Genomic DNA, 24,487 nt, shown 5'->3' on the forward strand with positions numbered 1-24,487 from the left:
CTGGCGCTAGTCCTCCTGCGCGCGGGTCTTTCTGTCTGCCGCGGCCACTTCGGCCACGATCAACCGGATTTCCGCCGCCTCGAGCATCTGGGCAGCGCGGTCTTCGATGCGGTCATCGGTGACGACCGTATGGATGCGGGCAAGCGGGCAGAGCAGCAGGCTCGACCGTTTGCCGAATTTCGAACTGTCGGCCAGCACGACCAGCTCATCCGCCTGGTCGATCAGCTTCTGTTCCGCCTGGATCAGCAGGGGATCGCCCTCCATCAGACCCAGCGCCCCAAGCCCGCGACAGCCCATGAACATGCGCCGGGCGTAGAAATGGCGGCTGCCGTCATCATTGAAGGGGGAAAGAATGATATTCTGTTCACGATAGATTGCCCCTGCCGGAAGCAGGACAGTGTTCTTGGAATGCTTCAGAAGATGTTCGGCAATCGGGAAACTGTTGGTAAAGACCTGCAGGCGCTTGGCGGTCAGCGGATGCACCATCTGAAAGGTCGTGGTGCCGCCATTGATGATGATGGCATCGCCATCATCGCACAGCTCCACCGCCGCCTTGGCGATGGCGCGCTTTTCGGCGGCATGGATGGTTTCGTTCACCGCAAAGGGCCGGGCGTTGATGCCGACAAAGCTGGGCGGCGCAATCGCCTCGGCCCCGCCGCGCACACGGCGCAGCTTTTTCTGCACGTGAAGCTGGGCAATGTCGCGCCGGATCGTCGCCTCGGAGGCGCCGGTCAGCGCGCAAAGATCGGTGACCGTGACCACCGGCCGTTCCTGCACGGCGGACAGAATGATCCTGTGGCGTTCGGTCTCGTGCATGGTGTTCTCCCTTGTTGGCAGAGTTTTCATTGGATTCGCGCATTGTCAATCATTTTCAATCGCAGAATGTCATTCTGCACCTGCATAATGATTGGTTGTGATCGAAAATGATTGACATTCCGCCGTAGGCTGGCACATTTCGCCCCAAGGAGGCGCGGCACGTTGCCTGCGCGCAGGGAGGACAGGATGGCTATGACCCCCGCCGCCAATCGGCTTGAAAACCTGTGGGATGACGCGCTGGCCGCGTCGATGACGGAATCGGAAAAGCTGCTGTATCGGTCGAATCTGCTGGGTTCGGACAAGCGCGTCACCAATTACGGCGGCGGCAATACCAGCGCGAAAGTGATGGAAATGGACCCGCTGACCGGCGAAATGGCCGAAGTTCTGTGGGTGAAAGGGTCGGGCGGCGATATCGGCTCGATGAAGATGGACGGGTTTTCCACCCTCTACATGGACAAGCTGCGCGCCCTGAAGGGAAAATATCGCGGGCTTGCCCATGAGGATGAGATGGTGGGCTATCTGCCGCATTGCACCTTCAACCTCAATCCGCGCGCGGCCAGCATTGATACGCCGCTGCATGCCTATGTGCCACGCAAGCATGTCGATCATGTCCACTCAGATTCGATCATCGCGATTGCCGCTTCGGTCAATTCGCGCGAACTGACGGCGGAAATCTTTGGCGATGACATCGGCTGGCTGCCCTGGAAGAAACCGGGCTATGAACTGGGTTTGTGGCTGGAAAAATTCGCCACCGAAAATCCGCAGGCGCGCGGCTGTGTGCTGGAAAGCCATGGTCTGTTCACCTGGGCGGATGATGCCAAGGACTGTTACCTGACGACGCTGGAGATCATCAACAAGGCCGCCGCCTGGCTTGAGGCGAAAACTGCCGGTGTGGTGCCCTTCGGCGGGCCGAAGGTTCCGACGCTGCCCGAGGCGGAGCGCCGCGCCGTGGCGGCCCGGCTGATGCCGGTGATCCGCGGGCTGATTTCCAAAGAGCGCCATAAGGTTGGCCATTTCGACGATCAACCGGCGGTGCTGGATTTCGTCGGCTCGCAGGCCTTGGCGACGCTGGCGCCGCTTGGCACCTCGTGCCCCGACCACTTCCTGCGCACGAAGATCCGTCCGCTGGTGGTGGATTTTGACCCGGCAAACCCGGATCTTGCGGCCACCATCGCCGGGCTGGAAACCGCGATTGCCGACTATCGTGCCGATTATGCCGCCTATTACGACCGCTGCAAACACCCCGACAGCCCCGCGCTGCGCGATCCGAATGCGGTGGTCTATCTGGTGCCGGGGGTGGGCATGATCACCTTCGCGCTGGACAAGGCGACGGCGCGGATCTCGGGCGAGTTCTATGTCAATGCGATCAATGTGATGCGCGGCGCCTCCTCCGTTTCGACCTATCAGGGTCTGCCCGAGCAGGAGGCCTTCGATATCGAATACTGGCTTCTGGAAGAGGCCAAGCTGCAGCGGATGCCGAAACCCAAGGCCCTTGCCGGCCGTGTGGCGCTGGTCACCGGCGGGGCAGGGGGGATTGGTTCGGCCACGGCGGAACGCTTCCTGAAGGAAGGCGCCTGCGTGGTTCTGGCTGATATCGACGGCAAGGCGGCGGAAGATGTGGCCGCGGGCATGGCGCGCGTCTTTGGCAAGGATGTGGTCCGCGCGGTGCAGATGAATGTCACGGATGAGGCGCAGGTGATCGCGGCCTATGCCGAGACGGCGGTCGAATTCGGCGGCCTTGATATTCTGGTCTCGAACGCCGGGATCGCCTCTTCGGCGCCGATCGAGGAGACGACGCTCGCGCTGTGGAACAAGAACATGGACATCCTCTCGACCGGGTATTTCCTGGTCTCGCGCGAGGCGTTCAAGCTGTTCCGCACGCAGGATGTGGGCGGTTCGGTGATTTTTGTGGCCTCGAAGAACGGGCTTGCGGCCTCGCCCAATGCCAGCGCCTATTGCACGGCCAAGGCCGCCGAAATCCATCTGGCGCGCTGCCTTGCGCTGGAAGGGGCCGAGGCGGGCATCCGTGTGAACGTGGTGAACCCCGATGCCGTGCTGCGCGGGTCGAAGATCTGGTCGGGCGAATGGCTGGATCAACGCGCCTCGACCTACGGCAAGGACAAGGAGGGGCTGGAGGAGATGTATCGCCAGCGGTCGATGCTGAAACGCTCGGTCCTGCCCGAGGATATCGCCGAGGGCGCCTATTTCTTCGCCTCGGATCTGTCGGCAAAATCGACGGGGAATATCCTCAATGTCGATGCCGGCAATGTGCAAGCCTTCACGCGGTGAACCCATGATCGACCCGACCATCCTCGAGGCGGAAAACGCCAAACGCAGTGCCGCCCTGCAGGCGGATTACGAGGCCCTTGGCGCGCAGCTAGCGCGCCGGGGGATCGAGATCGAGGCGCTGACCACCCGCGCCATGGGCTTTGGTGTGGCGGTGCCAAGCTGGGGCACTGGCACCGGCGGCACCCGCTTTGCTCGGTTTCCGGGCTTGGGCGAGCCGCGCCATATCTTTGACAAGCTGGACGATTGCGGGGTGATCCACCGGCTGACCGCAGCGACGCCCAAGGTCAGCCTGCATATCCCCTGGGACAAGGCCGACCCCGCCGATCTGAAGGCCAAGGCCGCGGAATACGGGCTGGGGTTCGATGCGATGAATTCGAACACCTTCCAGGACCAGCCGGGGCAGGCGCAAAGCTACAAGTTCGGTTCGCTGTCCCATACCGATGCGGCGACGCGGGCGCAGGCGGTGGAACATAACCTCGAATGTATCGAGATCGGGCAGGCTCTGGGGTCAAAGGCGCTGACGGTCTGGATCGGGGACGGGTCGAATTTCCCCGGCCAGACCTCGCTGTCGCGGCAGTTTGACCGCTATTTGCAGTCGATGAAGGCGATCTACGCGGGGCTGCCCGACGACTGGCGGCTGTTCAGCGAACATAAGATGTATGAGCCCGCCTTCTACAGCACCGTCGTGCAGGATTGGGGCACGAGCCTTCTGACCGCGCAGGAGCTTGGCCCCAAGGCGCAATGTCTGGTCGATCTGGGCCATCATGCGCCCAATGTGAATATCGAAATGATCGTGGCGCGACTGGTCAGGGCGGGCAAGCTGGGCGGGTTCCATTTCAACGATTCCAAATATGGGGACGATGATCTGGATTCCGGCACGATCGAACCCTACCGGCTGTTCCTGGTCTTCAATGAACTGGTCGAGCTGGAGAACACGCCCGGCCTCGACCTTTCCCATATGATCGACCAGAGCCATAATGTGACCGATCCGATTGAAAGCCTGATCCTTTCGGCCGGGGAAATCCAGCGTGCCTTCGTGCAGGCGAGCCTTGTGGATCGCGCCGCGCTGGCCGGGTATCAAGATGCGAATGACGCGCTCATGGCCTCGGCCACCTTGCGCGCGGCCTTCCGCACGGATGTGGAGCCGATCCTCGCCATGGCGCGGCTGCGCAAAGGCGGCGCGATTGACCCGATCGCGACCTATCGCAGCAGCGGGTACCGGGCGCGTGTGTCAGAGATCCGGCCGCGTGTCTCGGGCGCGGGTGGCGGCATCGTCTGATTGCCTTTTGGGCCGCCCCCGATCGGGGGCGGCTCAGAGTTTCACGGCAGGTTCATCTCGTGCGAACGGTACCGGGCCGAGATCGAAGGTGAGGCCCGATTGCGGATGGGCGGCGAGCAGTTCATCCTCCATCCCGCCCTGCGCGGTGGTGGCAAGAAGGCGGCCTGCGGCAAAGACCGGGCAAGTGGTATTCGGCGCAGGCAGAGACAAGGCACGGTCAAATCGTCCGTCCGGCAGATAGCGGGCGACCCGACCGGCGCCCCATTGGGCGTTCCAGAGCGCGCCTTCGGCATCCGTCACCGCACCATCGGGCCAGAGCTCGTCCGGCCCGAGGTCAAGAAACACGTCCGGTTGACCTGCGGGCCAACCCTCTGGATCGAGTTTTACCCGCCAGATTTTCTGTTGGTCCGTATCCGCGAAATAGGCGCAACTGCGGTCCGGCGCGAAGCAGATGGCGTTCGAAATGGTGATACGGTCGAACAGCTGCCTCAGCTTCCCTTGATAATAGCGGTAGATTGCACCCAGCTCGGGCTCGGCATTCTTGCCCATCGTGCCAATCCAGAATCCGCCCCAAGGATCAGCCCGGCCGTCGTTGGACCGGGTTCCAGGCTGATCGGCCTCAAGATCGACAAGCTTGGTGCGGTTGCCCGTTTCAATGTCAAATCGCCAAAGACCCGTTTCCGAGGCGATGATCAGGGTGGATTGATCGACCCAGCCGGCAGCAGAATGGTGGGTGTCAAAGCTCCAGCTGCGGGTGTTTACCCCCGTGCTGGCATGCAGTTTCTTGCCGACGATGTCGAACCAGAAAAGTTCCTTCCGCAGTGGATGCCAGAGCGGCCCTTCCCCCAGCAGGCACACACGATCATCAAAGACATGGGCAGTCATCCGACTCTCCGGCGTTGGGATAGCGGGCGGCGGTCGACCGCCGCCCGGCTGAAGTTTTACTGCAGATCCTCGGGCAGCAATGCCGCGGGGATGTTTTGATAGCTCACCGGCCGCAGGAAACGGCGGATTGCCATTGTGCCGACCGAGGTTGCCCCGAAATTCGTCGAGGCCGGGTAGGGCCCGCCATGCACCATTGCATCGCAGACCTCGACCCCCGTCGGGAAGCCGTTGGCGAGGACGCGCCCTGCCTTGCGTTCCAGCACCGGCATGAGGCGCTGCCCAAGGGCGCTGTCCTCGGCATCAAGATGCAGCGTGGCGGTCAGCTGCCCGGCGAGGCTTTTGGCAATGGTCACCATCTCCTCTTCCGTTTCTGCCGTCACGATCAGACCCAGCGGGCCGAAGACTTCTTCCGACAGGTCGTGATTGGCCAGCCAATCCGAGCCCTTGACGATGAACAGCTGCGGGGTCGCCTGGCGGCGATCGCACATCTGCGTCAGCAGCGATTGCACCCCGGTTGTCTCGGCGATGCGATCGCGGCCTTTCACATAGGCCGCGGCGATCCCTTCGGTCAGCATCACTTGCGCGCCCACCGCCTGCAATGCCGACACGGTTGCGTCGGCCAGGGCTTGCGCCTGATCCGCCCTTACCACCGCAATCCCCGGATTGGTGCAGAACTGACCCGCCCCCATGGTCAGCGAGCCTGCCCAACCCTTGGCGATTCCCTCGCCACGGGCCGACATTGCGGCCGGAAGAATGAACATCGGGTTAACAGAGCCCAGCTCGCCGAAAAACGGGATCGGCTCGGGCCGGGCGGCGCAAAGATCAAAGAGGGCGCGTCCCCCGGCAAGCGATCCGGTGAAACCCACGGCCTTTATCAACGGATTCGTAACCAGTGCCGTGCCAACCTCACGTTTGCCGCCCTGAATCAGGCTGAACACACCGGGATGGAGGTTGCATGACCGAATCGCAGCAAGCACGGCCTCGGCCACGATCTCGCCCGTGCCGGGATGGGCCGAATGACCTTTGACCACCACAGGGCAACCTGCAGCCAGCGCGGAAGCGGTGTCACCACCCGCGGTCGAGAAGGCGAGCGGGAAGTTCGAGGCGCCAAAGACCGCGACCGGCCCGATGGGACGCTGGATCAGGCGGATTTCCGGCCGGGGCAGCGGCTGGCGGTCCGGCAGCGCTGCATCGACGCGGCGGTCCAGATAGTCGCCATTCCGGATGTGGTTTGCGAAAAGACGCAGCTGGCCCGTTGTGCGCCCGCGTTCGCCCTGCAGACGCGCCGCAGGCAGGCCAGTTTCCTGGCTGCCGATTTCGGTGATCGCCTCGGCGCGAGCCTCGATTTCATCGGCGATGGCATCAAGGAAGGCCGCGCGTTCGGCACGGGTCGTGGCGGAAAAGCTCCAGAACGCCTCCTCGGCTGCCGCGCAGGCGGCGTTCACCAGATCCACATTGCCTGCCGAAAACTGATGCGCCGGGCCCGAAGCGGGTTCGGAGGGGAAGGTTTCGGTCGTGGAAACCCATTCGCCCGCAACTAGGTGCCGGCCATGAGGAGTGAAATGCATTGCGAGGTCCTTTCAGAGGAGGAAGCCCTGATCCAGGATCAGAACTCGAACGGTGCCGCAGGGATGCGGCGGCCCAGCGTCAGCGCATCGGCGACATGGATCATCGGCGCAAGATCAACATCCGAGATCCGCTGCCGCACCAGCGTTGCCATATGGGCGTAGAGGGCGGGATACTCTCCCATGATCGTATGTTCACCCCCTGCGACATTGCCGTCGATCTCCAGCACGTTCCCGCCCATCCGCAAGGCAAGCGTTCCGGATGGGGTCTCGACCACGATATCCCAGGTTTGCGGACCCTCCTGTCGCCAATCGAAATCCGCGGCGACATTGTCGGTGAAGCGCAGCCGGGCTGCAATGGGGGTCTGGCGATTTGCCGGAAATTCCAGTTCCGCACCAAGCAGATGCACCGGCGCGGGCAGGATTTCCGTCAGGATCGACAGCGCGTTGATGCCGGGATCGAAGACGCCCATCCCGCCCGGCTCAAAGACCCAGTCCTGACCGGGGTGCCATTTGCGGACATCCTCGCGCCAGGTGATGGTCGCGCGGGTGATCGTCTTGTCAGCAAGCCAGGCTTTGGCCGGGGCGACGGCATGGGCCATGCGGCTGTGCCAGGTCGCAAAAAGCGTGAGGCCCTGACCGGCGGCGAGGGATTGGAGATGATGCACCTCGGCCAGGGTTGCGCCAGGGGGCTTTTCCAGCATGACATGGCGCCCCGCGCGCAGCGCCTCGGCCGCGTAATCGAAGCGCGGCACGGGGGGCAGGCAGAGCGAGACCATCCCGATTTCCGGGTGGGCGGCCAGCATCGCGCCCAGCGTTTCATAGGCGGGCACAGAGTCGACCCGGCCATGGCGCGAAACGGTCGCCGCCAGTTCCCAGTCGGGCGAGGCGGCGAGCGCGGGCACGTGCTGGTCAAGGGCGATCTTGCCGATGCCTACCAGCGCAACTTTTTGCCGGGCCATCAATGCGAATCCTTCCCGACCTCACGCCCGCGGCAGCCCTTGAGGAAGTCGAGATCCGCCCCCGTATCGGCGCCTTCGACATGCTGCTGATGAAGCCAGGCATAGCCCGAAGCGGGGCGTTCATGCTGCGGGGTCCAGGCGGCCAGCCGGGCGGCGAGCTCTTGGTCGGAAATCTCCAGCACGACCGATCGGTTGGGCACATCGAGCGAGATGAAATCGCCGTTCCGCACCACCGCCAGCGGCCCGCCCGCCGCCGCTTCGGGCGAGGTGTGCAGCACCACGGTGCCATAGGCCGTGCCCGACATGCGGGCGTCGGAAATGCGGACCATATCGGTGATCCCCTTCCGCAGCACCTTGGGTGGCAGGCCCATATTGCCGACCTCGGCCATGCCGGGATAGCCCTTGGGACCGCAGTTTTTCAGGACCATGACGCAGGTTTCGTCGATATCCAGCGCCTCGTCGTTGATCTTGGCCTTGTAGTCGTCGATGTCCTCAAACACCACGGCGCGGCCACGATGCACCATCAGATGCGGGCTGGCGGCCGAGGGTTTCAGCACCGCGCCCTTGGGCGCAAGATTGCCCTTCAGCACCACGATGCCGCCCGATTTGGTCAGCGCCTTGTCGGCGGGCAGGATCACGTCCTCATTGTCGTTGCGGACATCCTTGACCTCTTCCCAGATCGTGCTGCCGGAAACTGTAAGCGCGTCCTTGTGAAGAAGCCCCGCCTCGCCCAGACGTTTCAGCACGACTGGCAGGCCCCCCGCATAGAAGAACTCTTCCATCAGATACTTGCCCGAAGGCATGAGGTTCACGATGGTCGGCACCTCGCGGCCGCAGCGGTCCCAGTCATCCAGCGTGAGGTCCACACCCACGCGCCCCGCCATGGCGAGCATGTGGATCACGGCATTGGTCGACCCGCCGATGGCGGCATTGGTGCGAATCGCGTTCTCGAAGGCCTGTTTCGTCATCACATCCGACGGCTTCAGGTCATCCTTGACCATCTGCACGATGCGGCGGCCGGTCATTTGCGCCATGACGCGACGGCGCGAATCCACCGCCGGGATTGCGGCATTGCCCGACAATGCCATCCCCAGGGCCTCAGCCATGGAGGCCATGGTCGACGCCGTACCCATGGTGTTGCAGGTTCCGGTCGACCGGCTCATCGAAGCTTCGGCTTCGAGGAATTCCTCCTGCGTCATCTCGCCCGCCTTCACGGCTTCCGAGAATTTCCACAGATGGGTGCCCGAGCCCACGCGCTCGCCCCGGAAATAGCCGTTCAGCATCGGCCCACCGGTCACCACGATCGAAGGAATGTCGGTCGAAGCCGCCGCCATCAGAAGGGAAGGGGTGGTCTTGTCACAGCCAACCATCAGCACGGCGCCGTCAATCGGCTGGGCGCGCATCGCCTCTTCCACCGCAAGGGCAGCGAGGTTGCGATACATCATCGCGGTGGGGCGGAAGGTGTTTTCCGAGGCCGAGAAGACCGGAACTTCCACCGGAAAGCCGCCGGCCTCCCACACGCCCGCCTTCACCTTTTCGGCAAGCTCGCGAAGGTGCCCGTTGCAGGGTGTCAGATCCGACCAGGTGTTGAGGATGCCGATGACGGGACGCCCGTCAAAAAGATCATGCGGATGCCCCTGATTTTTCAGCCAGCCGCGGTGATAGATCGTGTCGCGCGACGTGCCGCCGAACCAGTGTTGCGAGCGGAGCTTGCGGGGCCAGGGGGCGGGTTTGAAGGTCATGTCTGCGGGCCTCAGAGGGGTTTGACCGCCAGCGCCCCGGCTTGTGCGGGCTGCTGGACGAGCGGGTTGCAGAGCGGCAGGCCGAAGGCCTCGACCGCGATTTCAAACACATCGCCGGGCTGGGGGGTGATGCCATCGGCGAAAGACAGCGTCGCCGTGCCAAAGAAATGCACATGCACATCCCCCGGCGCGCGGAAGAGGTCATATTTGAAATGGTGATGTTCCAGATTGCCGAGCGTATGGCTCATGTTCGCCTCGCCCGAGACGAAGGGTTTTTCCCAGATCACCGTGCCATCGCGGCGGATGCGGCTGGTGCCTTCGACGTGATCGGGCAGGGCACCGACCAGCAGCTCGGGGCCATAGGCGGCGGGGCGCAGTTTGGAATGGGCGAGCCAGAGGTAATTGCCGCGTTCTGTCACATGGTCGGAGAATTCATTGCCAAGCGCAAAGCCAAGGCGGAAGGGCGTGCCATCCTCGCCGATCAGGTAAATCCCTGCGATTTCAGGTTCTTCCCCGGCATCCAGCGCGAAGCCCGGCGAAAGCAGCGGCTGGCCCGGCGCCGTCGCCACATGACCGTTGCCCTTGTAGAACCATTCAGGCTGTGCCCCGATGCCACCGGGGGCGGGTTTTCCGCCCTCAAGCCCCATGCGGAACATCTTCATGCTGTCGGTCATCTGTTCGGGGTCGGCCTTGGCATGCATGGAATTGCGCGTCGCGGCCGAGCCGAGATGGGTCAGACCCGTGCCGGTCAGGTGCAGATGCGCCGGATCGGGATGGTCCACGGGCAGCAGCACGCGGCCTTCGGCCAAGGCTGCCGCCAGATCGACTGCCGGGCCGGTGCCACGAGCCGTGACCTCTTGGGCGAGGGTCCGGCCCGCGGCGATGGCGGCCTTGGCCAGGTCGATGACGCGGGTCACACCCGGGACGATATGGGCGGCCTGACCATCGCGGGCCACGACGGCGCGATCCCCGGTCTCGGTCTGGATTTGCGAAAGAAACATCGGATCAGCCTTGCTTGCGTTTGTTGTAGACATCGAAGAACACGGCAGCCAGAAGCACGAGGCCCTTGATGACCTGCTGATAGTCGATGCCGATGCCCAGGATCGACATGCCGTTGTTCATCACCCCCATGATGAAGGCGCCGACCACCGCGCCGATGACGCGCCCGGTTCCGCCCGAGGCCGAGGCCCCACCGATGAAGACGGCGGCGATCACGTCGAGTTCGACCGCAAAGCCGGCCTTGGGGGTGGCGGTGTTCAGACGGGCGGCGAAGATCAGCCCGGCCAGGGCTGCGAGGAAGCCCATGTTCACGAAGGTGAGGAAGGTCAGACGGTCGGTCTTGATGCCCGAGAGCTTGGCGGCCTTTTCATTGCCTCCCAGCGCATAGATGCGGCGGCCGAGCGTCGTGCTTTCGGTGATGAAGGCATAGATCACCGTCAGCACCACCATGGAAATCAGCACGTTCGGCAGGCCGCGAAAGCCAGAGAGCTTCCAGATTACGAACATCAGCGCGGCGGCGATGATGCCGTTGCGGATCACGAAGAAGGCGGTCGGTTCATCCTCGATCCCGTATTGGGCATTGCGGGCGCGGGTTTTCAGGCCCATCCAGATCAGCACGGCCACCGCGATGACGCCTGCCGCCAGCGCGGTGACATTGGGTTTGCCGACCCCGAAGAAATCCGGGATGAAACCGGTCGAAAGGGCCTGGAATTCCTTGGGGAAGGGCCCGATCGATTGGCCTGCCAGCAGCCAGAGCGAGAGGCCGCGGAACACGAGCATCCCGGCCAGCGTCACGATGAACGAAGGGATTTTCCAGAAAGCCACGAAATAGCCCTGCGCCGCCCCGATCGCCACACCCACCAGAATGCAGGCGGGCACCGTGATCCAGACTGACAGGCCCCAGCTGACCATCATCACCGCGGCCAGCGCCCCGACAAAACCCATGACCGATCCGACCGACAGGTCGATATGCCCCGCGACGATCACCATCAGCATGCCAAGGGCCATGATGATGATATAGCTGTTCTGCAGGAAGAGGTTGGTGATGTTCACCGGCTTCAGCAGCGTGCCCTCGGTCACGATCTGGAAGAAGACCATGATGGCGATCAGGGCAAAAAGCAGCCCGTATTCGCGCATGTGTTTGAGAAGATAAGCGCCGATCCCCTCGGCCTTGGCGGTGGACTGGTTCATCCGGCCTCTCCCTTATTCTGTGACGATGAGCGACATGATGCGCTCTTGCGTGGCTTCGGCGGCGGACAGTTCGCCCACGAAGGCCCCCTCGTTCATGACATAGATCCGGTCGCACATGCCCAGAAGCTCGGGCATTTCGGACGAGATCATCACCACCGCCTTGCCCTGTGCGCTCAGGTCGTTGATGATGCTGTAGATTTCGTACTTTGCGCCAACGTCGATGCCCCGCGTGGGTTCATCGAGGATCAGCACCTCGGGTTCGGTGAACAGCCATTTCGACAGCACCACCTTTTGCTGGTTGCCGCCCGACAGGTTCACAACCTTCTGGAAGACGCTGGGGGTGCGGATCCGCATGGCGGCGCGGTATTTCTCGGCCACTTCGGTTTCGCGCGCCTCGTTGATGACGCCCGAGGTTGCCACGGCGGGAAGGTTCGCCAGCGTGGTGTTGCGCTGGATCGTTTCCTCAAGGATCAGGCCCAGCGATTTGCGGTCTTCGGTCACATAGGCGATGCCTGCGGCAATCGCGCGGCTGACATCCGAGACATCGGCCCGCTTACCGTGGACCTTCACCTCGCCCGAGATATTGCGCCCGTAGCTGCGCCCGAAGATCGACATGGCAAGCTCGGTCCGGCCCGATCCCATCAGGCCCGCGATGCCCACCACCTCGCCCGCGCGGGCAGTCAGCCCGATGTCGCGGATGATCTGACGTTCGGCATGTTCGGGGTGCCAGACGTTCCAGCCTGATACTTCGAACACCACTTCGCCGGCGCGGCGCGCGCGTTCGGGGTAGCGGTGGGCCATGTCGCGGCCGACCATGTCACGCACGATACGGTCTTCGGTGATGGGTTCCGCATGGGCGTTCAGGGTGGATACGGTGGTGCCGTCGCGGATCACCGTCACGCTGTCGGCCACGCGGCGCACCTCGTTCAGCTTGTGGCTGATGATGATCGAGGTCACGCCCTGCGCCTTGAGTTCGAGCAGCAGGTCGAGCAGCGCCTGACTGTCGCTTTCCGACAGGGCGGCAGTGGGTTCATCGAGGATCAGCAGGCGCACGTCCTTGGACAGCGCCTTGGCGATTTCCACCAGTTGCTGCTTGCCCACGCCCAGCTTGCCGACCTGCGTGCCGGGGGCTTCGTTCAGGCCCACTTTCTTCAGCAGCGCCTCGGTCTGGCGGAAGGTTTCGGGCCAGTTGATGACGCCGCCTTGTGCGCGTTCATTGCCCAGAAACAGGTTTTCGGCGATCGACAGAAGCGGCACCAGCGCCAGCTCCTGATGGATGATGATGATGCCCTTGGCCTCGCTGTCGCGGATGCTGCGGAACTGCGCCACCGCACCGTCATACAGGATGTCGCCCTCATAGCTGCCAGCCGGATAGACGCCCGACAGCACCTTCATCAGCGTGGATTTCCCGGCGCCGTTTTCGCCGCAGATCGCGTGGATTTCGCCCTTGCGGACAAGAAGATTGACCTGGTCCAGGGCTTTGACGCCCGGGAAGGTCTTGGTGATGGAGCGCATCTCCAGAAGCGCGGTCATGCGGGGCTCCGTCGTGATGGGGAAAGGGTGGCCGCCCCCCTTGCGCAGGGGGCGGCCCATGAAAGATCCGGTCCGGATCGGATTACTGGATCTGGTCCTTGGTGTAGTAGCCCGAGCCGATCAGCACCGATTCCCAGTTCGACTTGTCGACCGAGACGGGTTCGAGCAGGTAGGACGGGATCACCTTGACGCCATTGTCATAGGTCTTGGTGTCGTTGATCTCCGGCTCGCCGCCTTTCAGCATGGCGTCCACCATGCCGACGGTCACTTTGGCCAGTTCGCGGGTGTCCTTGAAGACGGTCGAATACTGCTCATCTGCAAGGATCGACTTGACCGAAGGCACCTCGGCATCCTGCCCGGTGACGATCGGCATCTTCATGTCGCCCGAACCATAGCCCACGCCCTTGAGCGAGGAGAGGATCCCGATCGACAGCCCGTCATAGGGCGACAGCACGCCATGCACCTGCTTGTCGGTGTAGTTGGCCGACAGGAGGTTATCCATGCGCGACTGTGCGACTGCACCGTCCCAACGCAGGGTGCCGACCTTGTCCATGCCGGTCTGGCCCGACACGACCACAACGTCGCCCGCGTCGATCAGCGGTTGCAGCACCGACATGGCGCCATCATAGAAGAAATAGGCGTTGTTGTCGTCGGGCGAGCCGCCGAAGAGTTCGACGTTCCACGGCTTGGTGTCGCCAAAGCGTGCCTTCAGCCCGTCCACGAGGCTGCTGGCCTGCTGGACGCCAACCTTGAAGTTGTCGAAGGTCGCGTAATAGTCGACATTGCCGCTGTCACGGATGAGGCGGTCATAGGCGATGACCTTGATGTCGGCAGCGGCGGCATTTTCCAGCGCGTTCGACAGGGTGGTCCCGTCGATGGCGGCAATCACCAGAACGTCCACGCCCTTGGTGATCATGTTTTCGATCTGGGCGAGCTGGTTGGGGATATCATCCTCGGCATATTGCAGGTCGGTTTCATAGCCTGCGGCCTTGAACTGTTCGACCATCGAATTGCCGTCCGAGATCCAGCGCGCCGAAGATTTCGTCGGCATCGAGATGCCCACGGTTTCGGCCGCAGCACTGAACGCGATGAAGGACGCGCACATCGCCAGTGCGGTGGCGACGGATTTGAATTTCATGGGTGTCTCCCTGACATTGGGGGCGCTGTCACAGCGACCCATCTCCTCCTCCGGTCTCTCGCCTCTTTCGATTCGAAAGGCCTGGCGATGGTTCTATTCCTGCATGACATATCGGTAAAATTACATTATCTGCGTCAGGCATAGCAAAACTGGTATCCAGATGACGCTCAACCTTCTGTCCCTCAAGCCCGCGCAGCTGCGGCTGATCCAGGCCATTGCCGATCACGGGCAGTTGCAGCTTGCTGCGGCAGCCGTCTCGATGACGCAGCCCGCCGCCTCGCGCATGCTGGCCGAAATCGAGCGCGCGGTTGGGGCGGCGCTGTTCCTGCGTCAGCCGAAGGGGATGGAGCCGACGGACATCGGCGCGGTGGTGGTGCGGCGCGCGCAGGCGATGCTGCGGGAATTGCGGAGCATGTCGGCCGAAGTGCGTGCCCTGCGCGAAGGCTATGGCGGAGCGGTGCGGGTGGGGGCGGTGACCGGCCCGGCGGTGGGCTATCTGGTGCCCGCAATCCGCGAGATCAAGCGCCAGTCCCCCGCCGCCGAAATCACGGTGGATGTCCTCCCCTCGCGCGATCTGCTGCGCCAACTCGCAGCGGGGGATCTCGATTTCGCGCTCGCGCGGGTGTTGCCCGATTTTGACAGCCGCGAATTCGACATCCACCCCATGCGGGATGAAAAGGTGACGCTTTTGGTGCGGGCCGGGCATCCGCTGGTGCGCGCGCCCACCGTGACCTTCACCGAGCTGGTCGATTACGAATGGATCATGCAGGAACGGGGCGCCCCGATCCGCGAAGCCACGCTTGAGGCCTTTGGTGCCGTGGGCCTGGCCGAGCCGAAGAATATCGTCAACAGCCCGTCGCTTTTGCTGATGATCGCCTATCTGTCGCGCAGCGATGCGATTGCCGCCATGTCGGAAGAGGTCACGCAGCTTTTGACGCAACCGCCCGTCAGCGGCGGTTTCGCCGTGTTGAACCTGCCGCGCGAGGTGCGCGTTTCGCCCTATTACATGCTCTCGCTCAAACGGCGGCCGATGCTGCCGCTGGCCGCGCGGCTGCGGGAACTGGTGATCGCGAATTCCGAAAGGGGCGGCGCGGTCTTTGGCTAACGTGCCAGCGAGAACATTCCCGCCACATCCAGATGCGCCTCCATATGGTCGGCCAGCTGGTCGAGCGTTGCCTCCACACTGGCGTCATAGCGCAGGGTCGAGGCCGCCACCCCAAGCCCTTGCAGAAAGGCCGCGCGAAAGGCATCGGCACGAAAGAGGCCGTGCAGATAGCTGCCCATGATCCGCCCATCGGCTGAAACCGCGCCTTCGGGCTGGCCTTCGACCAGCGCAAAAGGCCGCGCGCGGGCGGGGCCATCCGTGCGGCCAATGTGAATCTCATAGCCTTCGACCGTCAGGCCGCTGGCCGGATGCACGGCCTGCGTCCGTGTCAGCCGCTTGTCGGGCGTCATCACGGTCTCCAGATCCAGCAGACCAAGCCCGGGCGTTTCCCCCGCGGGGCCCTCGATCCCCTCGGGGTCGCGCACGACGCGGCCCAGCATCTGATAGCCGCCGCAAATACCCAGCACATGACCCCCGCGCCGCACATGCGCCTGCAGGTCGATGTCCCAGCCCTGCGCCCGCAGCCAAGCCAGATCGCCGCGCGTCGATTTGCTGCCGGGGATGATGACCAGATCGGTATCGCCGGGAATGGGCTGCCCCGCGCCCAGCATGGTCAGCTGCACGCCCGGTTCCTGTGCCAGTGGGTCGAGATCGTCGAAATTCGCGATGCGCGACAGCTGCAGACAGACCACCTTGAACCCGCCGGTCCCACTGCTGCGCCGCAGGTCCAGCGCGTCTTCCGCAGGCAGCCGCCCAGCGTCGGCAAAGAAGGGCAGAACCCCGAACCCGGCCCAGCCCGTCCGCTCGGCAATCAGGCGATAGCCATCGTCGAAAAGCCGCACATCGCCGCGGAACTTGTTGATCAGAAAGCCCTTGATCATCGCGGCATCGGCCGGGTCCAGCACGGCCTGCGTGCCGATCATCTGGGCGATCACCCCCCCGCGGTCGATGTCACCCGCAAGGATCACCGGCACATCCGCGGCCCGCGCAAAGCCCATATTGGCAATGTCGCCCTGCCGCAGGTTCACCTCGGCCGGACTGCCCGCCCCCTCGACGATCACCAGATCATGCGCCGCATGCAGCCGGGCAAAGCTTTCCAGCACCGCCCCCATCAGCTGCGGTTTCAGCGCCGCATAGTCGCGCGCCTTCACCGTGGCAATGCGCCTTCCCTGCACCACGACCTGCGCGCCCACTTCGGATTCCGGCTTCAGCAGCACCGGGTTCATGTCGACCACCGGCTCCAGCCCGCAGGCCAGCGCCTGCAGCGCCTGCGCCCGTCCGATCTCGCCCCCGTCCACCGTGACGGCGGCATTGTTCGACATGTTCTGCGGCTTGAAGGGCGCCACCGACAGCCCGCGCCGCCGCGCCGCCCGGCACAGCCCCGCCACCAGCAGCGACTTGCCGACATTCGAACCCGCGCCCTGGATCATCAATGCCGTCATGCCGCCCTCTGTTTCATCTTGGTAAAAATATCCCGGGGGTGAGGCCCGCAGGGCCGAGGGGGCAGCGCCCCCTCTCTTCCCCTCAGAACTCGACGCCCTTCTGGCCCTTGATCCCCGACCGGAACGGATGCTTGACCAGTGTCATCTCGGTGACCAGATCCGCGATCTCGATCAACTCGTCCTTGGCATTGCGGCCGGTCAGGCAGACATGGGTCATCGCGGGCTTTTCATCGCGCAGGAAGGCCACGACCTCCTCGATCGGCAGATAGTCATAGCGCAGCGCGATATTGATCTCATCCAGCAGGACAAAGCGGATTTCCGGGTCGCGGATCAGCTCTTTCGCCTTTTCCCAACCCTTGCGGGCCATGGCGATATCACGCGCGCGGTCCTGCGTTTCCCAGGTAAAGCCTTCGCCCATGGCGTGGAACTGGCATAGGCCGCTGAAATGGCCCTCGATCAGTCGCCGTTCGCCGGTATCCCAGGCGCCCTTGATGAACTGCACCACCGCGCAGGGCATCTCATGCGCGATGCAGCGCAGGATCATCCCGAACCCGGACGAGGATTTGCCTTTGCCCGCGCCGGTATGCACGATGATCAGGCCCTTCTCGCCCTCTTTCTTGGCCATGATCTTGTCGCGGGCGGCCTTCTTCTTGGCCATTTTCGCGGCATGACGGGCGAGGTCTTCGGCGCTTGCGCCGTCGGGCAGGGTGTCTTCGGTCATCGCAGTCTCCTCTGGCCTTCGGGTGTAGCCAATTCACCGCCCCTCGGAAAGACCGGGCGCGACATCCTAGGGCGCAAGTCCGCCCACCCGGATCGAGGCCCCGGCAATGACAAAGATCACCGCGACCAGCGTGATCGCCCGGATGTGCCAGCCAAGGGCGGGCAGGCTGCGGGCATCCAGCTGCGGGATCAGCACCAGCCGCGCATGCACCGCCAGCATCAGGGACGCCCCAAGGCAGCCGAGCTTCAGCGCAATCGCCCGCGACAGCGGGTCCGACAGATCGGCCCATTGCATCCAGTCGGGTTGCAGCCGCAGCGCAAGCCAAAGTCCCGTGACCACCTGGGCGCCAAAGGCGGGCAGGCCGATGGTCTCGAACGCGCCTTCAAAGGCCCGGATCGCCGCCACATCGCGGGCGCGCAGCGCCGCGGGCAGGATTCGCAGCGCCAGCACCAGATGGCCCCCCACCCAGATGCAGGCCCCGATGAGATGGATCAGGATCAGCAGATAGCCCGGATCGGTCATGTCACACTCCTTTGCGCCGCATCGGGCGCTGCTTGCGACCCCTGCCGGGGGCGATGTCGCATCCCGGGCCTTCCATGCCGCGCGGCGTCCTTGACTCGGGGGGACAATCTGGCACAAGGCAGTCATGTTGGTTCCTGCCATGATGGCAGGCGAAGAGGGAATGCGACAGCCCGTCACCGGGTCAAGCGCAGCCGCCCCCGCGACCGTGACCGGAGAGGCCGCATCGCCACTGGGTTCATCCCCGGGAAGGCGCGGCCGGGGGGAAACCCGCTCCGCAAGCCGGGAGACCTGCCAGCATGAGAACGACCAAGGGGCGGACGGGGTGTTCCGCGACCGGCAGAGATGGCTCCGCGCCATCCCTTCCGCGCATCATCCCGGCGCCCCGGCACCAAGGAACGATGCATGGCCCGCGCCATTCTGCATGTCTGCACCACCTGCCGCCGTGAAGGCGCAGACCCCGAGGGCCCGCGCCCCGGCCATGTCCTGCATGCCGCGCTGGCGGCGGCAGGCGCGCCCGAAGGCGTGGAAATCCGCGCCGTCGAATGCCTTTCGGCCTGCAGCAACGGCTGTTCCGTCGCATTGTCGGCGCCCGGCAAATGGACCTATGTTTACGGGCGGCTCGATCCGGCGGATCACACCCCGGCGGTGCTGGAGGGCGCGGCGCGCTATGCCGCCTCGGCCGATGGTCTGGTGCCCTGGCGCGAAAGACCCGAGATTTTCCGCAAGCAATGTCTTGCGCGCATTCCCCCGCTTGATCTGACCCCTTCCCTGAACCCCGTGGAGCCTGCCGATGTCTGACCTGTCCAAGATCCCCGTCACCGTCATCACGGGCTTCCTCGGCTCGGGCAAGACCACGCTCATCCGGCACCTCATGGCCAATCCGCAGGGCAAGCGCCTGGCGGTTCTGGTCAATGAATTTGGCACCGTGGGCGTGGATGGCGATATCCTGAAATCCTGCGCCGATGAAAACTGCCCGGTGGAAAACATCGTGGAACTGGCCAATGGCTGCATCTGCTGCACCGTGGCCGATGATTTCATCCCTACGATCGAGGCGCTGATGGCCCTGCCGCAGAAGCCCGACCATATCCTGATCGAAACCTCGGGGTTGGCGCTGCCCAAGCCCTTGCTCAAGGCCTTTGACTGGCCGGCGATCCGGTCGAAGATCACCGTCGATGGCGTGGTCGCGCTGGCCGATGCCGAGGCCGTGGCGGCCGGCCGCTTTGCCCCCGATGTAGACGCGGTGCAGGCCCAGCGTGAGGCCGATGACAGCATCGACCACGAAACCCCCCTGTCCGAGGTGTTCGAGGATCAGATCGCCTGCGCCGATATCGTGCTGCTGACGAAATCCGATCTGGCCGGTGAGGCGGGTCTGGCTGCTGCCAAGGCGGTGATCGAGGCCGAAGCCCCGCGTAAGCTGCCGATCCTGTCGATTGCCGAAGGCGTCGTTGACCCGCGCGTCGTGCTGGGCCTGAATGCCGCCGCCGAAGATGATCTGGCCGCCCGTCCCAGCCATCACGATGGCCATGACGACCACGAACATGATGACTTCGACACCATCGTCGTTGAAATGGGCGAAGTGGCTGACCCCGAGGCCCTGCAAGAGGCGATCAAGCGCTTGGCCCGCGAACAGGATATCCTGCGCGTGAAAGGCTATGTCGCCGTTGCAGGCAAGCCGATGCGGATGCTGGTGCAGGCCGTGGGCGAACGTGTCCGCGCGCAATATGACCGCCCTTGGGGCGATGCGCCGCGGGCGACCAAGCTCGTCGTGATCGCCGAACATGACAACGTCGACGAAGCGGCCATCCGCGCGGTGCTGGGGGCCTGATCCGGTGCATGTCGTCTTCCGCGAAAGCCACGGGCTCGAGGAAACGGATACCCCGTTCGACCTGGGGCAAACCCCGGCCGATCTGGTGGTTCTGTCCTTCTCGGACAGTGATCTGGGGGCTTTCGCGGCGGGATGGCATCGGGGGCAAGGCAAGCTGCCGGGGCTGAGGCTCGCCAATCTGGTGGCGCTGCGGCATCCGCTGTCGGTCGATACCTATGTCGAACAGACGCTGTCCGGCGCCAAGGGCATCCTGATCCGGCTGATCGGGGGGGAAAGCTATTGGGCCTATGGTCTGGCTTCGGTGCAGGATCTCTGTCGGCGGCAGGGCATCGCGCTGGCGGTGCTGCCCGCCGACGGGCGGCCGGATACGCGGTTGGACGAGCTTTCCACGCTGCCGGTCGGTACGCTGCGGCGGTTGGCCACGCTGTGTGATGCGGGTGGGGCGGTGGCGGCGCAGGCCGCGCTCGCACAGTTGGCACTGGCGGCGGGCCTTTATGCTGGGCCGGTTCCGGGCGACAAGACTGTCCCAGATTGTGGCTGGTATGATCCCGCGCGGGGCGTGGTGCCCGCGCCGGAGGGCGACGGGCCGCTGATCGCGGTGACCTTCTACCGCAGCTATCTGACCTCGGCCGACACCGATGCAATTGATGCGCTGATCCTTGCCGCGCGGGAACGCGGCTTCCGTGCCTATGGCCTTTTTGCGCCGTCGCTGAAAGGCCCGGCCGCCCTTGCCGTGGCCGAGGCGCTGCGCGCGGCGGACCCCGTCGCCATCGTCAATGCCACCGCCTTTTCCGCCAAGGGCGAGGCGGGGGTTTCTCCCCTGGATGCCACGGGTTGTCCCGTCTGGCAGGTCGCGCTGTCGACCGCGCGGCGCAAGGAATGGGCAGTGGCCGAGCGTGGCCTGTCGCCCGCAGATCTTGCCATGCATGTCGTGCTGCCCGAGGTGGACGGGCGTCTTTTCGCAGGCGTCGTCAGCTTCAAACAGCCGTTGCCGCGCGACCCTGATCTGCAGTTTTCGCGCTTTGCCCATCGGGCCGATGCCGACCGGATCGCGGCAGTGATGGACCGGGTCGCCGCACGCCATGCGCTGGGTCAGACACCGGCGCCTGCGCGCAAACTTGCGCTGATCCTTTCGACCTATCCGGGCAAGGACTACAACCTTGCCCATGCAGTGGGTCTGGATGCGCTGGCCTCGACCGAGGCGATCCTGGCGCGTCTGGCGCAGGCAGGCTATGCGGTGACGGCGGGCGAGGGGCTGGGCCGGGCGCTGGAAACTGAAACGATCCGCTGGCCGCTGGCCGCCTATCATGCCGCGCTGGAGGCCCTGCCGCAGGATCTGCGCGATCGTCTGCACGCCGCATGGGGCGCTGCCGAGACAGACCCCGATTGCCGCGAGGGCGCCTTCCACTTCCGCGCGCTGCGGCGCGGGGCGGCGATTGTGGCGCTGCAACCCGAACGGGGCGAGGCGCAGACGCGCGATGACGACTACCACGATCTGACCCGCACACCCCGCCATGCCTATGTGGCCTTCTACCTCTGGCTGCGGGCCGAGGGGCTGTCGGCGCTGATCCATATTGGCGCGCATGGCACGCTGGAATGGCTGCCGGGCAAGGCCGTGGCCCTCTCTGCTGTCTGCTGGCCCGAGGCGCTGATCGGCGCGACGCCGGTGCTTTACCCCTTCATCGTCAACGACCCCGGCGAGGCCGCGCAGGCCAAGCGCCGGATTGGCGCGCTGACCATCGGGCATATGCCGCCGCCGCTTGTGGCCTCGGCCACGCCCGCGAACATGACGCGGCTTGAGCGGCTGCTGGACGAATATTCCACCGCCGACGGGCTGGACCCGGCACGGCGCGACCGCCTGATCGCGCAGGTGCGGGAAGAGGCGCAGGCCGTGGGCGTCGAGGCCGATCTGGGCATTCCGTCCGACGCCTCGGCCGCCGAGGCGATCACCCGGATTGACCGTTTCGTCTGCGACATCAAGGAAAGCCAATATGGCGCGGGCCTGCATGTCTTCGGCGCGGCAAGCGGCGAGATGGAGGGGCTGCTGGATGCGCTTGAGGCGCGCCATGTCGCGCCCGGGCCTTCGGGGTCGCCCTATCGCGGGCGGACGGATGTGTTGCCGACGGGGCGGAACCTCTTTGCCGTCGATCCCCGCGCTGTGCCGACGCGCTCGGCCTTTGCCCAAGGTGTGAAACTGGCGGAAGAGCTGGTCCGGCGGCACCTGCAGGATCAGGGCGATTATCCGCGCGCGCTGGTGGTCGATCTCTGGGGGTCGGCCACGATGCGGACGGCGGGCGAGGAGTTCGCCATGGCGCTGCATCTGGCGGGGCTATCGCCCGTCTGGGATGCCGGGACCGAGCGGGTGAGCGGGTTCGAGATTGTGCCGCTGGCGCTGTTGGGGCGGCCGCGGGTGGATGTGACGTTGCGGGTTTCGGGCCTTTTCCGCGACGTGTTTCCGGGTCTGGCGCAGCTCTTTGAGGCGGCGGCGCAGGCCCTGGCGCAGCGCGAGGAAGATGCCGCCGACAATCCCTATCTGGCGGCAAGCCCGCGCGTCTTTGGCCCGAAGCCCGGCCTTTACGGCATGGGCATGGGCGCCGCGCTGGAGGATTATTCGGCCGAAGGTCGCGCCGCTGCGGGTGAGGCCTGGCTGGCGGCAAGCGAATGGGCGATTGACGCCAAGGGCGAGGCGCAACCTGCCCGCGCGGCACTGGAGGCGCGGGTGCGCGCGGCCGACGGATTTGCCCATGTGCAGGATCTGGCGGAAAGCGATGTGCTGCTCGCGTCAGACTATGCCGCGCATGAGGGGGGCTTTGCCGCTGCGGTCGCGCGGCTGGGGGGGCAGGCGCCCGCGCTTTACCACCTGGACAGCACGCGACCCGACCGCCCGCAGGCGCGCACGCTGAGTGAGGAGATCGCGCGGGTGGTGCGGGCGCGCGCGGCCAACCCAGATTGGGCGACGGCCATGATGGCGCATGGCTTCCGCGGTGGCGCCGAGATTGCGGCGACGATGGATCATCTGGCGGCCTTTGCCCATCTGACGCGGGCGGTTCCGGCGCATCTGATTGATCTCTATCACGAGGCGACGCTGGGGCGCGAAGATCTTGTGGCTTTTCTGGAAGCTGCCAATCCGCAGGCCCTGCAGGCGCTGCGCGACCGGTTTCGTGCGCTGCATGAGGCGGGGCTGTGGGTGACGCGGCGCAATTCGATCAGGGCCATGCTGGAGATGCAGGAATGACCGGGCAGCACGGGATGGCCAGCGGGGAGGGGGGGCTGTCTGCCCCCCACGAGGCCTGCGGCCTCTCCCCCCGAGGATATTTGGGCCAAGATGAAAAGGCGCCGGTGGTGCAGGGGTGGTGCCCCGGTGCCTTGCGGCCGATGATGTCGGGCGATGGTCTGGTTGTGCGGGTGCGGCCGCGGCTGGGGCGGTTGCGTGCCGATCAGGCGCGGGGGATCGCGCAGCTGGCGGCGGTATATGGCAATGGACTGATCGATCTTTCCGCGCGGGCCAATGTGCAGATGCGGGGTGTGACCGAGGCGGGCCATGCGGCGCTGATCGCGGGGTTGCGGGCGCTGGATCTGGTCGATGAGACGGTGGCGCAGGAGACGCGGCGCAATATCATCGTGCAGCCCTTTGCGGTGGAGGGCGATGAGACGCTGCGGATTGCGGCTGATCTTGCGGCGCGTCTGGCGCAGGCGGATGCGCCCGAGCTGCCCGGCAAGTTCGGCTTTGCGGTGGACGCAGGGCCGGTTCGGGTGCTGGAGGGCACGGCCTGCGACATCCGGATCGAGCGTCATGATGATGCGCTGTGGGTGCGCCCGGATGGGACGCGGCTTGGTGTGCGGGTGGGAGCCGATGAGGCCGCTGCGGCGGCCGTTGATCTGGCGCGCTGGTTCCTGGAAATGGGTGGCGTGCGCGACGGGCGCGGTCGCATGGCGGCGCTGATGGCGCGGCAGGGGGTGGTTTTGCCTTTTGCGGCCACTGGCCTGCCTGACGCCCCGGCCGTGCCTGCGCCTGCGCCGGGGCCTTGTGCGGGGGGCTGGCTGGTCGCGTTCGAATTTGGCCAGATGCAGGCAGAGACCCTGGCGACGCTGGCCGATCTGGGGGATTTGCGCGTCACGCCCTGGCGGATGCTGCTGGTCGAGGGGGCAGGGCAAGCGCCCGCACTGCCCGGCGTGATCACCAACCCCGCCGATCCGATGCTACGTGTGGTGGCCTGTACGGGCGCGCCGGGCTGTGTGCAGGCGCGGGCCGCGACACGGCCGCTTGCGCGTGCGCTGGCCCCCCATCTTGACCGCCCCCTGCATGTTTCGGGCTGTGCCAAGGGCTGCGCCCATCCGACTGCCGCCGATCTGACGCTGACTGCCACATCGGGGGGCTTTGCCCTGATCCGAGGGGGGACCGCTGCGGATGCCCCCCTTTCCCTTCATTCCGAGGCTGCGCTGATCGCCCGGCCCTCCTTGCTGACCGAGTAG

At 65.0% G+C, this 24,487-nt stretch carries 19 protein-coding genes and 1 riboswitch; of the genes, 7 read left to right on the forward strand and 12 right to left on the reverse strand.

Annotation, left to right across the window (positions count from 1 at the left end):
* Positions 1-6: 6 nt before the first annotated feature.
* Positions 7-816: a DeoR/GlpR family DNA-binding transcription regulator gene (locus IE101_RS12475; protein ID WP_189634177.1), complete on the reverse strand. Its 810-nt coding sequence runs from the start codon at positions 814-816 to the stop codon at positions 7-9.
* Positions 817-1,002: 186 nt separating this feature from the next.
* Between IE101_RS12475 and IE101_RS12480 the strand changes: the two genes are divergently transcribed.
* Both IE101_RS12480 and rhaI read left to right on the forward strand, forming a co-directional pair.
* Positions 1,003-3,105, forward strand: coding sequence for a bifunctional rhamnulose-1-phosphate aldolase/short-chain dehydrogenase (locus IE101_RS12480; protein ID WP_373296117.1), 2,103 nt, complete (start codon positions 1,003-1,005; stop codon positions 3,103-3,105).
* Between the two features lie 4 nt (positions 3,106-3,109).
* Positions 3,110-4,384: an L-rhamnose catabolism isomerase gene (gene rhaI / locus IE101_RS12485; RefSeq protein ID WP_189634178.1), complete on the forward strand. Its 1,275-nt coding sequence runs from the start codon at positions 3,110-3,112 to the stop codon at positions 4,382-4,384.
* Between the two features lie 33 nt (positions 4,385-4,417).
* On the opposite strand, the gene IE101_RS12490 is transcribed toward rhaI, so the two are convergent.
* From IE101_RS12490 to chvE, 8 genes are all read right to left on the reverse strand, one after another.
* Positions 4,418-5,269 carry an SMP-30/gluconolactonase/LRE family protein gene (locus tag IE101_RS12490; protein WP_189634179.1) on the reverse strand — a complete coding sequence of 284 codons (852 nt, stop codon included), beginning with the start codon at positions 5,267-5,269 and terminating at the stop codon, positions 4,418-4,420.
* A 56-nt stretch (positions 5,270-5,325) separates the two neighbouring features.
* The gene (locus tag IE101_RS12495) at positions 5,326-6,837 is read right to left on the reverse strand and encodes an aldehyde dehydrogenase (NADP(+)) (protein ID WP_189634180.1); all 1,512 of its coding nucleotides are present in this window, start codon (positions 6,835-6,837) and stop codon (positions 5,326-5,328) included.
* Between the two features lie 38 nt (positions 6,838-6,875).
* A complete protein-coding gene (locus IE101_RS12500) occupies positions 6,876-7,796 on the reverse strand; it encodes a Gfo/Idh/MocA family protein (RefSeq protein WP_189634181.1) in 921 nt (306 codons plus the stop codon).
* The gene (araD, locus tag IE101_RS12505) at positions 7,796-9,538 is read right to left on the reverse strand and encodes an L-arabinonate dehydratase (RefSeq protein ID WP_189634182.1); all 1,743 of its coding nucleotides are present in this window, start codon (positions 9,536-9,538) and stop codon (positions 7,796-7,798) included. The genes IE101_RS12500 and araD overlap by 1 nt, the downstream gene beginning before the upstream one ends.
* A gap of 11 nt (positions 9,539-9,549) precedes the next feature.
* The gene (gene araD1, locus IE101_RS12510) at positions 9,550-10,539 is read right to left on the reverse strand and encodes an AraD1 family protein (RefSeq protein WP_189634183.1); all 990 of its coding nucleotides are present in this window, start codon (positions 10,537-10,539) and stop codon (positions 9,550-9,552) included.
* Between the two features lie 4 nt (positions 10,540-10,543).
* Positions 10,544-11,728, reverse strand: a complete 1,185-nt coding sequence (mmsB, locus tag IE101_RS12515) for a multiple monosaccharide ABC transporter permease (RefSeq protein WP_189634184.1) — start codon at positions 11,726-11,728, stop codon at positions 10,544-10,546.
* Positions 11,729-11,740: 12 nt separating this feature from the next.
* Positions 11,741-13,261: a multiple monosaccharide ABC transporter ATP-binding protein gene (mmsA, locus tag IE101_RS12520; protein ID WP_189634185.1), complete on the reverse strand. Its 1,521-nt coding sequence runs from the start codon at positions 13,259-13,261 to the stop codon at positions 11,741-11,743.
* Positions 13,262-13,343: 82 nt separating this feature from the next.
* Complete coding sequence (gene chvE, locus IE101_RS12525) at positions 13,344-14,366, reverse strand: multiple monosaccharide ABC transporter substrate-binding protein (protein ID WP_229804160.1); 1,023 nt, start codon at positions 14,364-14,366, stop codon at positions 13,344-13,346.
* Between the two features lie 193 nt (positions 14,367-14,559).
* Here chvE and IE101_RS12530 point away from each other — a divergent pair, with 193 nt between their 5' ends.
* Positions 14,560-15,504 (forward strand): LysR family transcriptional regulator, encoded by a 945-nt coding sequence (locus tag IE101_RS12530; protein WP_189634187.1) that lies wholly within the window; start codon positions 14,560-14,562, stop codon positions 15,502-15,504.
* Here the strand turns inward: IE101_RS12530 and IE101_RS12535 are convergent.
* The 3 genes from IE101_RS12535 to IE101_RS12545 form a co-directional block, all read right to left on the reverse strand.
* The gene (locus tag IE101_RS12535; RefSeq protein ID WP_189634188.1) at positions 15,501-16,946 is read right to left on the reverse strand and encodes a cobyric acid synthase; all 1,446 of its coding nucleotides are present in this window, start codon (positions 16,944-16,946) and stop codon (positions 15,501-15,503) included. The genes IE101_RS12530 and IE101_RS12535 overlap by 4 nt on opposite strands.
* A gap of 82 nt (positions 16,947-17,028) precedes the next feature.
* The gene (cobO, locus tag IE101_RS12540; RefSeq protein WP_189634189.1) at positions 17,029-17,667 is read right to left on the reverse strand and encodes a cob(I)yrinic acid a,c-diamide adenosyltransferase; all 639 of its coding nucleotides are present in this window, start codon (positions 17,665-17,667) and stop codon (positions 17,029-17,031) included.
* 66 nt (positions 17,668-17,733) lie between these two features.
* Positions 17,734-18,189 (reverse strand): CopD family protein, encoded by a 456-nt coding sequence (locus IE101_RS12545; RefSeq protein WP_189634190.1) that lies wholly within the window; start codon positions 18,187-18,189, stop codon positions 17,734-17,736.
* 111 nt (positions 18,190-18,300) lie between these two features.
* Positions 18,301-18,499: riboswitch (cobalamin riboswitch) on the forward strand.
* Positions 18,500-18,591: 92 nt separating this feature from the next.
* Here IE101_RS12545 and IE101_RS12550 point away from each other — a divergent pair.
* The 4 genes from IE101_RS12550 to cobG all read left to right on the forward strand — a co-directional run bounded on the left by IE101_RS12550 (position 18,592) and on the right by cobG (position 24,487).
* Complete coding sequence (locus IE101_RS12550; protein WP_189634191.1) at positions 18,592-18,987, forward strand: DUF1636 family protein; 396 nt, start codon at positions 18,592-18,594, stop codon at positions 18,985-18,987.
* On the forward strand, positions 18,980-20,014 hold the full coding sequence (gene cobW, locus IE101_RS12555) for a cobalamin biosynthesis protein CobW (RefSeq protein ID WP_189634192.1): 1,035 nt from the start codon (positions 18,980-18,982) through the stop codon (positions 20,012-20,014). The genes IE101_RS12550 and cobW overlap by 8 nt, the downstream gene beginning before the upstream one ends.
* 4 nt (positions 20,015-20,018) lie before the next feature.
* The gene (cobN, locus tag IE101_RS12560; RefSeq protein ID WP_189634240.1) at positions 20,019-23,249 is read left to right on the forward strand and encodes a cobaltochelatase subunit CobN; all 3,231 of its coding nucleotides are present in this window, start codon (positions 20,019-20,021) and stop codon (positions 23,247-23,249) included.
* Between the two features lie 80 nt (positions 23,250-23,329).
* Positions 23,330-24,487, forward strand: a complete 1,158-nt coding sequence (gene cobG / locus IE101_RS12565; protein WP_268247282.1) for a precorrin-3B synthase — start codon at positions 23,330-23,332, stop codon at positions 24,485-24,487.

This window comes from Gemmobacter lanyuensis (assembly GCF_014652355.1).
Lineage (GTDB): Bacteria > Pseudomonadota > Alphaproteobacteria > Rhodobacterales > Rhodobacteraceae > Gemmobacter > Gemmobacter lanyuensis.

Coding starts and splice junctions, on each gene's coding strand:
- IE101_RS12535 (WP_189634188.1), bottom strand. CDS start 16,946: ATGACGGCATTGATGATCCAGGGCGCGGGTTCGAATGTCGGCAAGTCG.
- mmsB (WP_189634184.1), bottom strand. CDS start 11,728: ATGAACCAGTCCACCGCCAAGGCCGAGGGGATCGGCGCTTATCTTCTC.
- cobW (WP_189634192.1), top strand. CDS start 18,980: ATGTCTGACCTGTCCAAGATCCCCGTCACCGTCATCACGGGCTTCCTC.
- rhaI (WP_189634178.1), top strand. CDS start 3,110: ATGATCGACCCGACCATCCTCGAGGCGGAAAACGCCAAACGCAGTGCC.
- IE101_RS12480 (WP_373296117.1), top strand. CDS start 1,003: ATGGCTATGACCCCCGCCGCCAATCGGCTTGAAAACCTGTGGGATGAC.
- araD1 (WP_189634183.1), bottom strand. CDS start 10,539: ATGTTTCTTTCGCAAATCCAGACCGAGACCGGGGATCGCGCCGTCGTG.
- IE101_RS12545 (WP_189634190.1), bottom strand. CDS start 18,189: ATGACCGATCCGGGCTATCTGCTGATCCTGATCCATCTCATCGGGGCC.
- IE101_RS12475 (WP_189634177.1), bottom strand. CDS start 816: ATGCACGAGACCGAACGCCACAGGATCATTCTGTCCGCCGTGCAGGAA.
- IE101_RS12490 (WP_189634179.1), bottom strand. CDS start 5,269: ATGACTGCCCATGTCTTTGATGATCGTGTGTGCCTGCTGGGGGAAGGG.
- IE101_RS12500 (WP_189634181.1), bottom strand. CDS start 7,796: ATGGCCCGGCAAAAAGTTGCGCTGGTAGGCATCGGCAAGATCGCCCTT.
- cobO (WP_189634189.1), bottom strand. CDS start 17,667: ATGACCGAAGACACCCTGCCCGACGGCGCAAGCGCCGAAGACCTCGCC.
- IE101_RS12530 (WP_189634187.1), top strand. CDS start 14,560: ATGACGCTCAACCTTCTGTCCCTCAAGCCCGCGCAGCTGCGGCTGATC.
- araD (WP_189634182.1), bottom strand. CDS start 9,538: ATGACCTTCAAACCCGCCCCCTGGCCCCGCAAGCTCCGCTCGCAACAC.
- IE101_RS12550 (WP_189634191.1), top strand. CDS start 18,592: ATGGCCCGCGCCATTCTGCATGTCTGCACCACCTGCCGCCGTGAAGGC.
- chvE (WP_229804160.1), bottom strand. CDS start 14,366: ATGTGCGCGTCCTTCATCGCGTTCAGTGCTGCGGCCGAAACCGTGGGC.
- IE101_RS12495 (WP_189634180.1), bottom strand. CDS start 6,837: ATGCATTTCACTCCTCATGGCCGGCACCTAGTTGCGGGCGAATGGGTT.
- mmsA (WP_189634185.1), bottom strand. CDS start 13,261: ATGACCGCGCTTCTGGAGATGCGCTCCATCACCAAGACCTTCCCGGGC.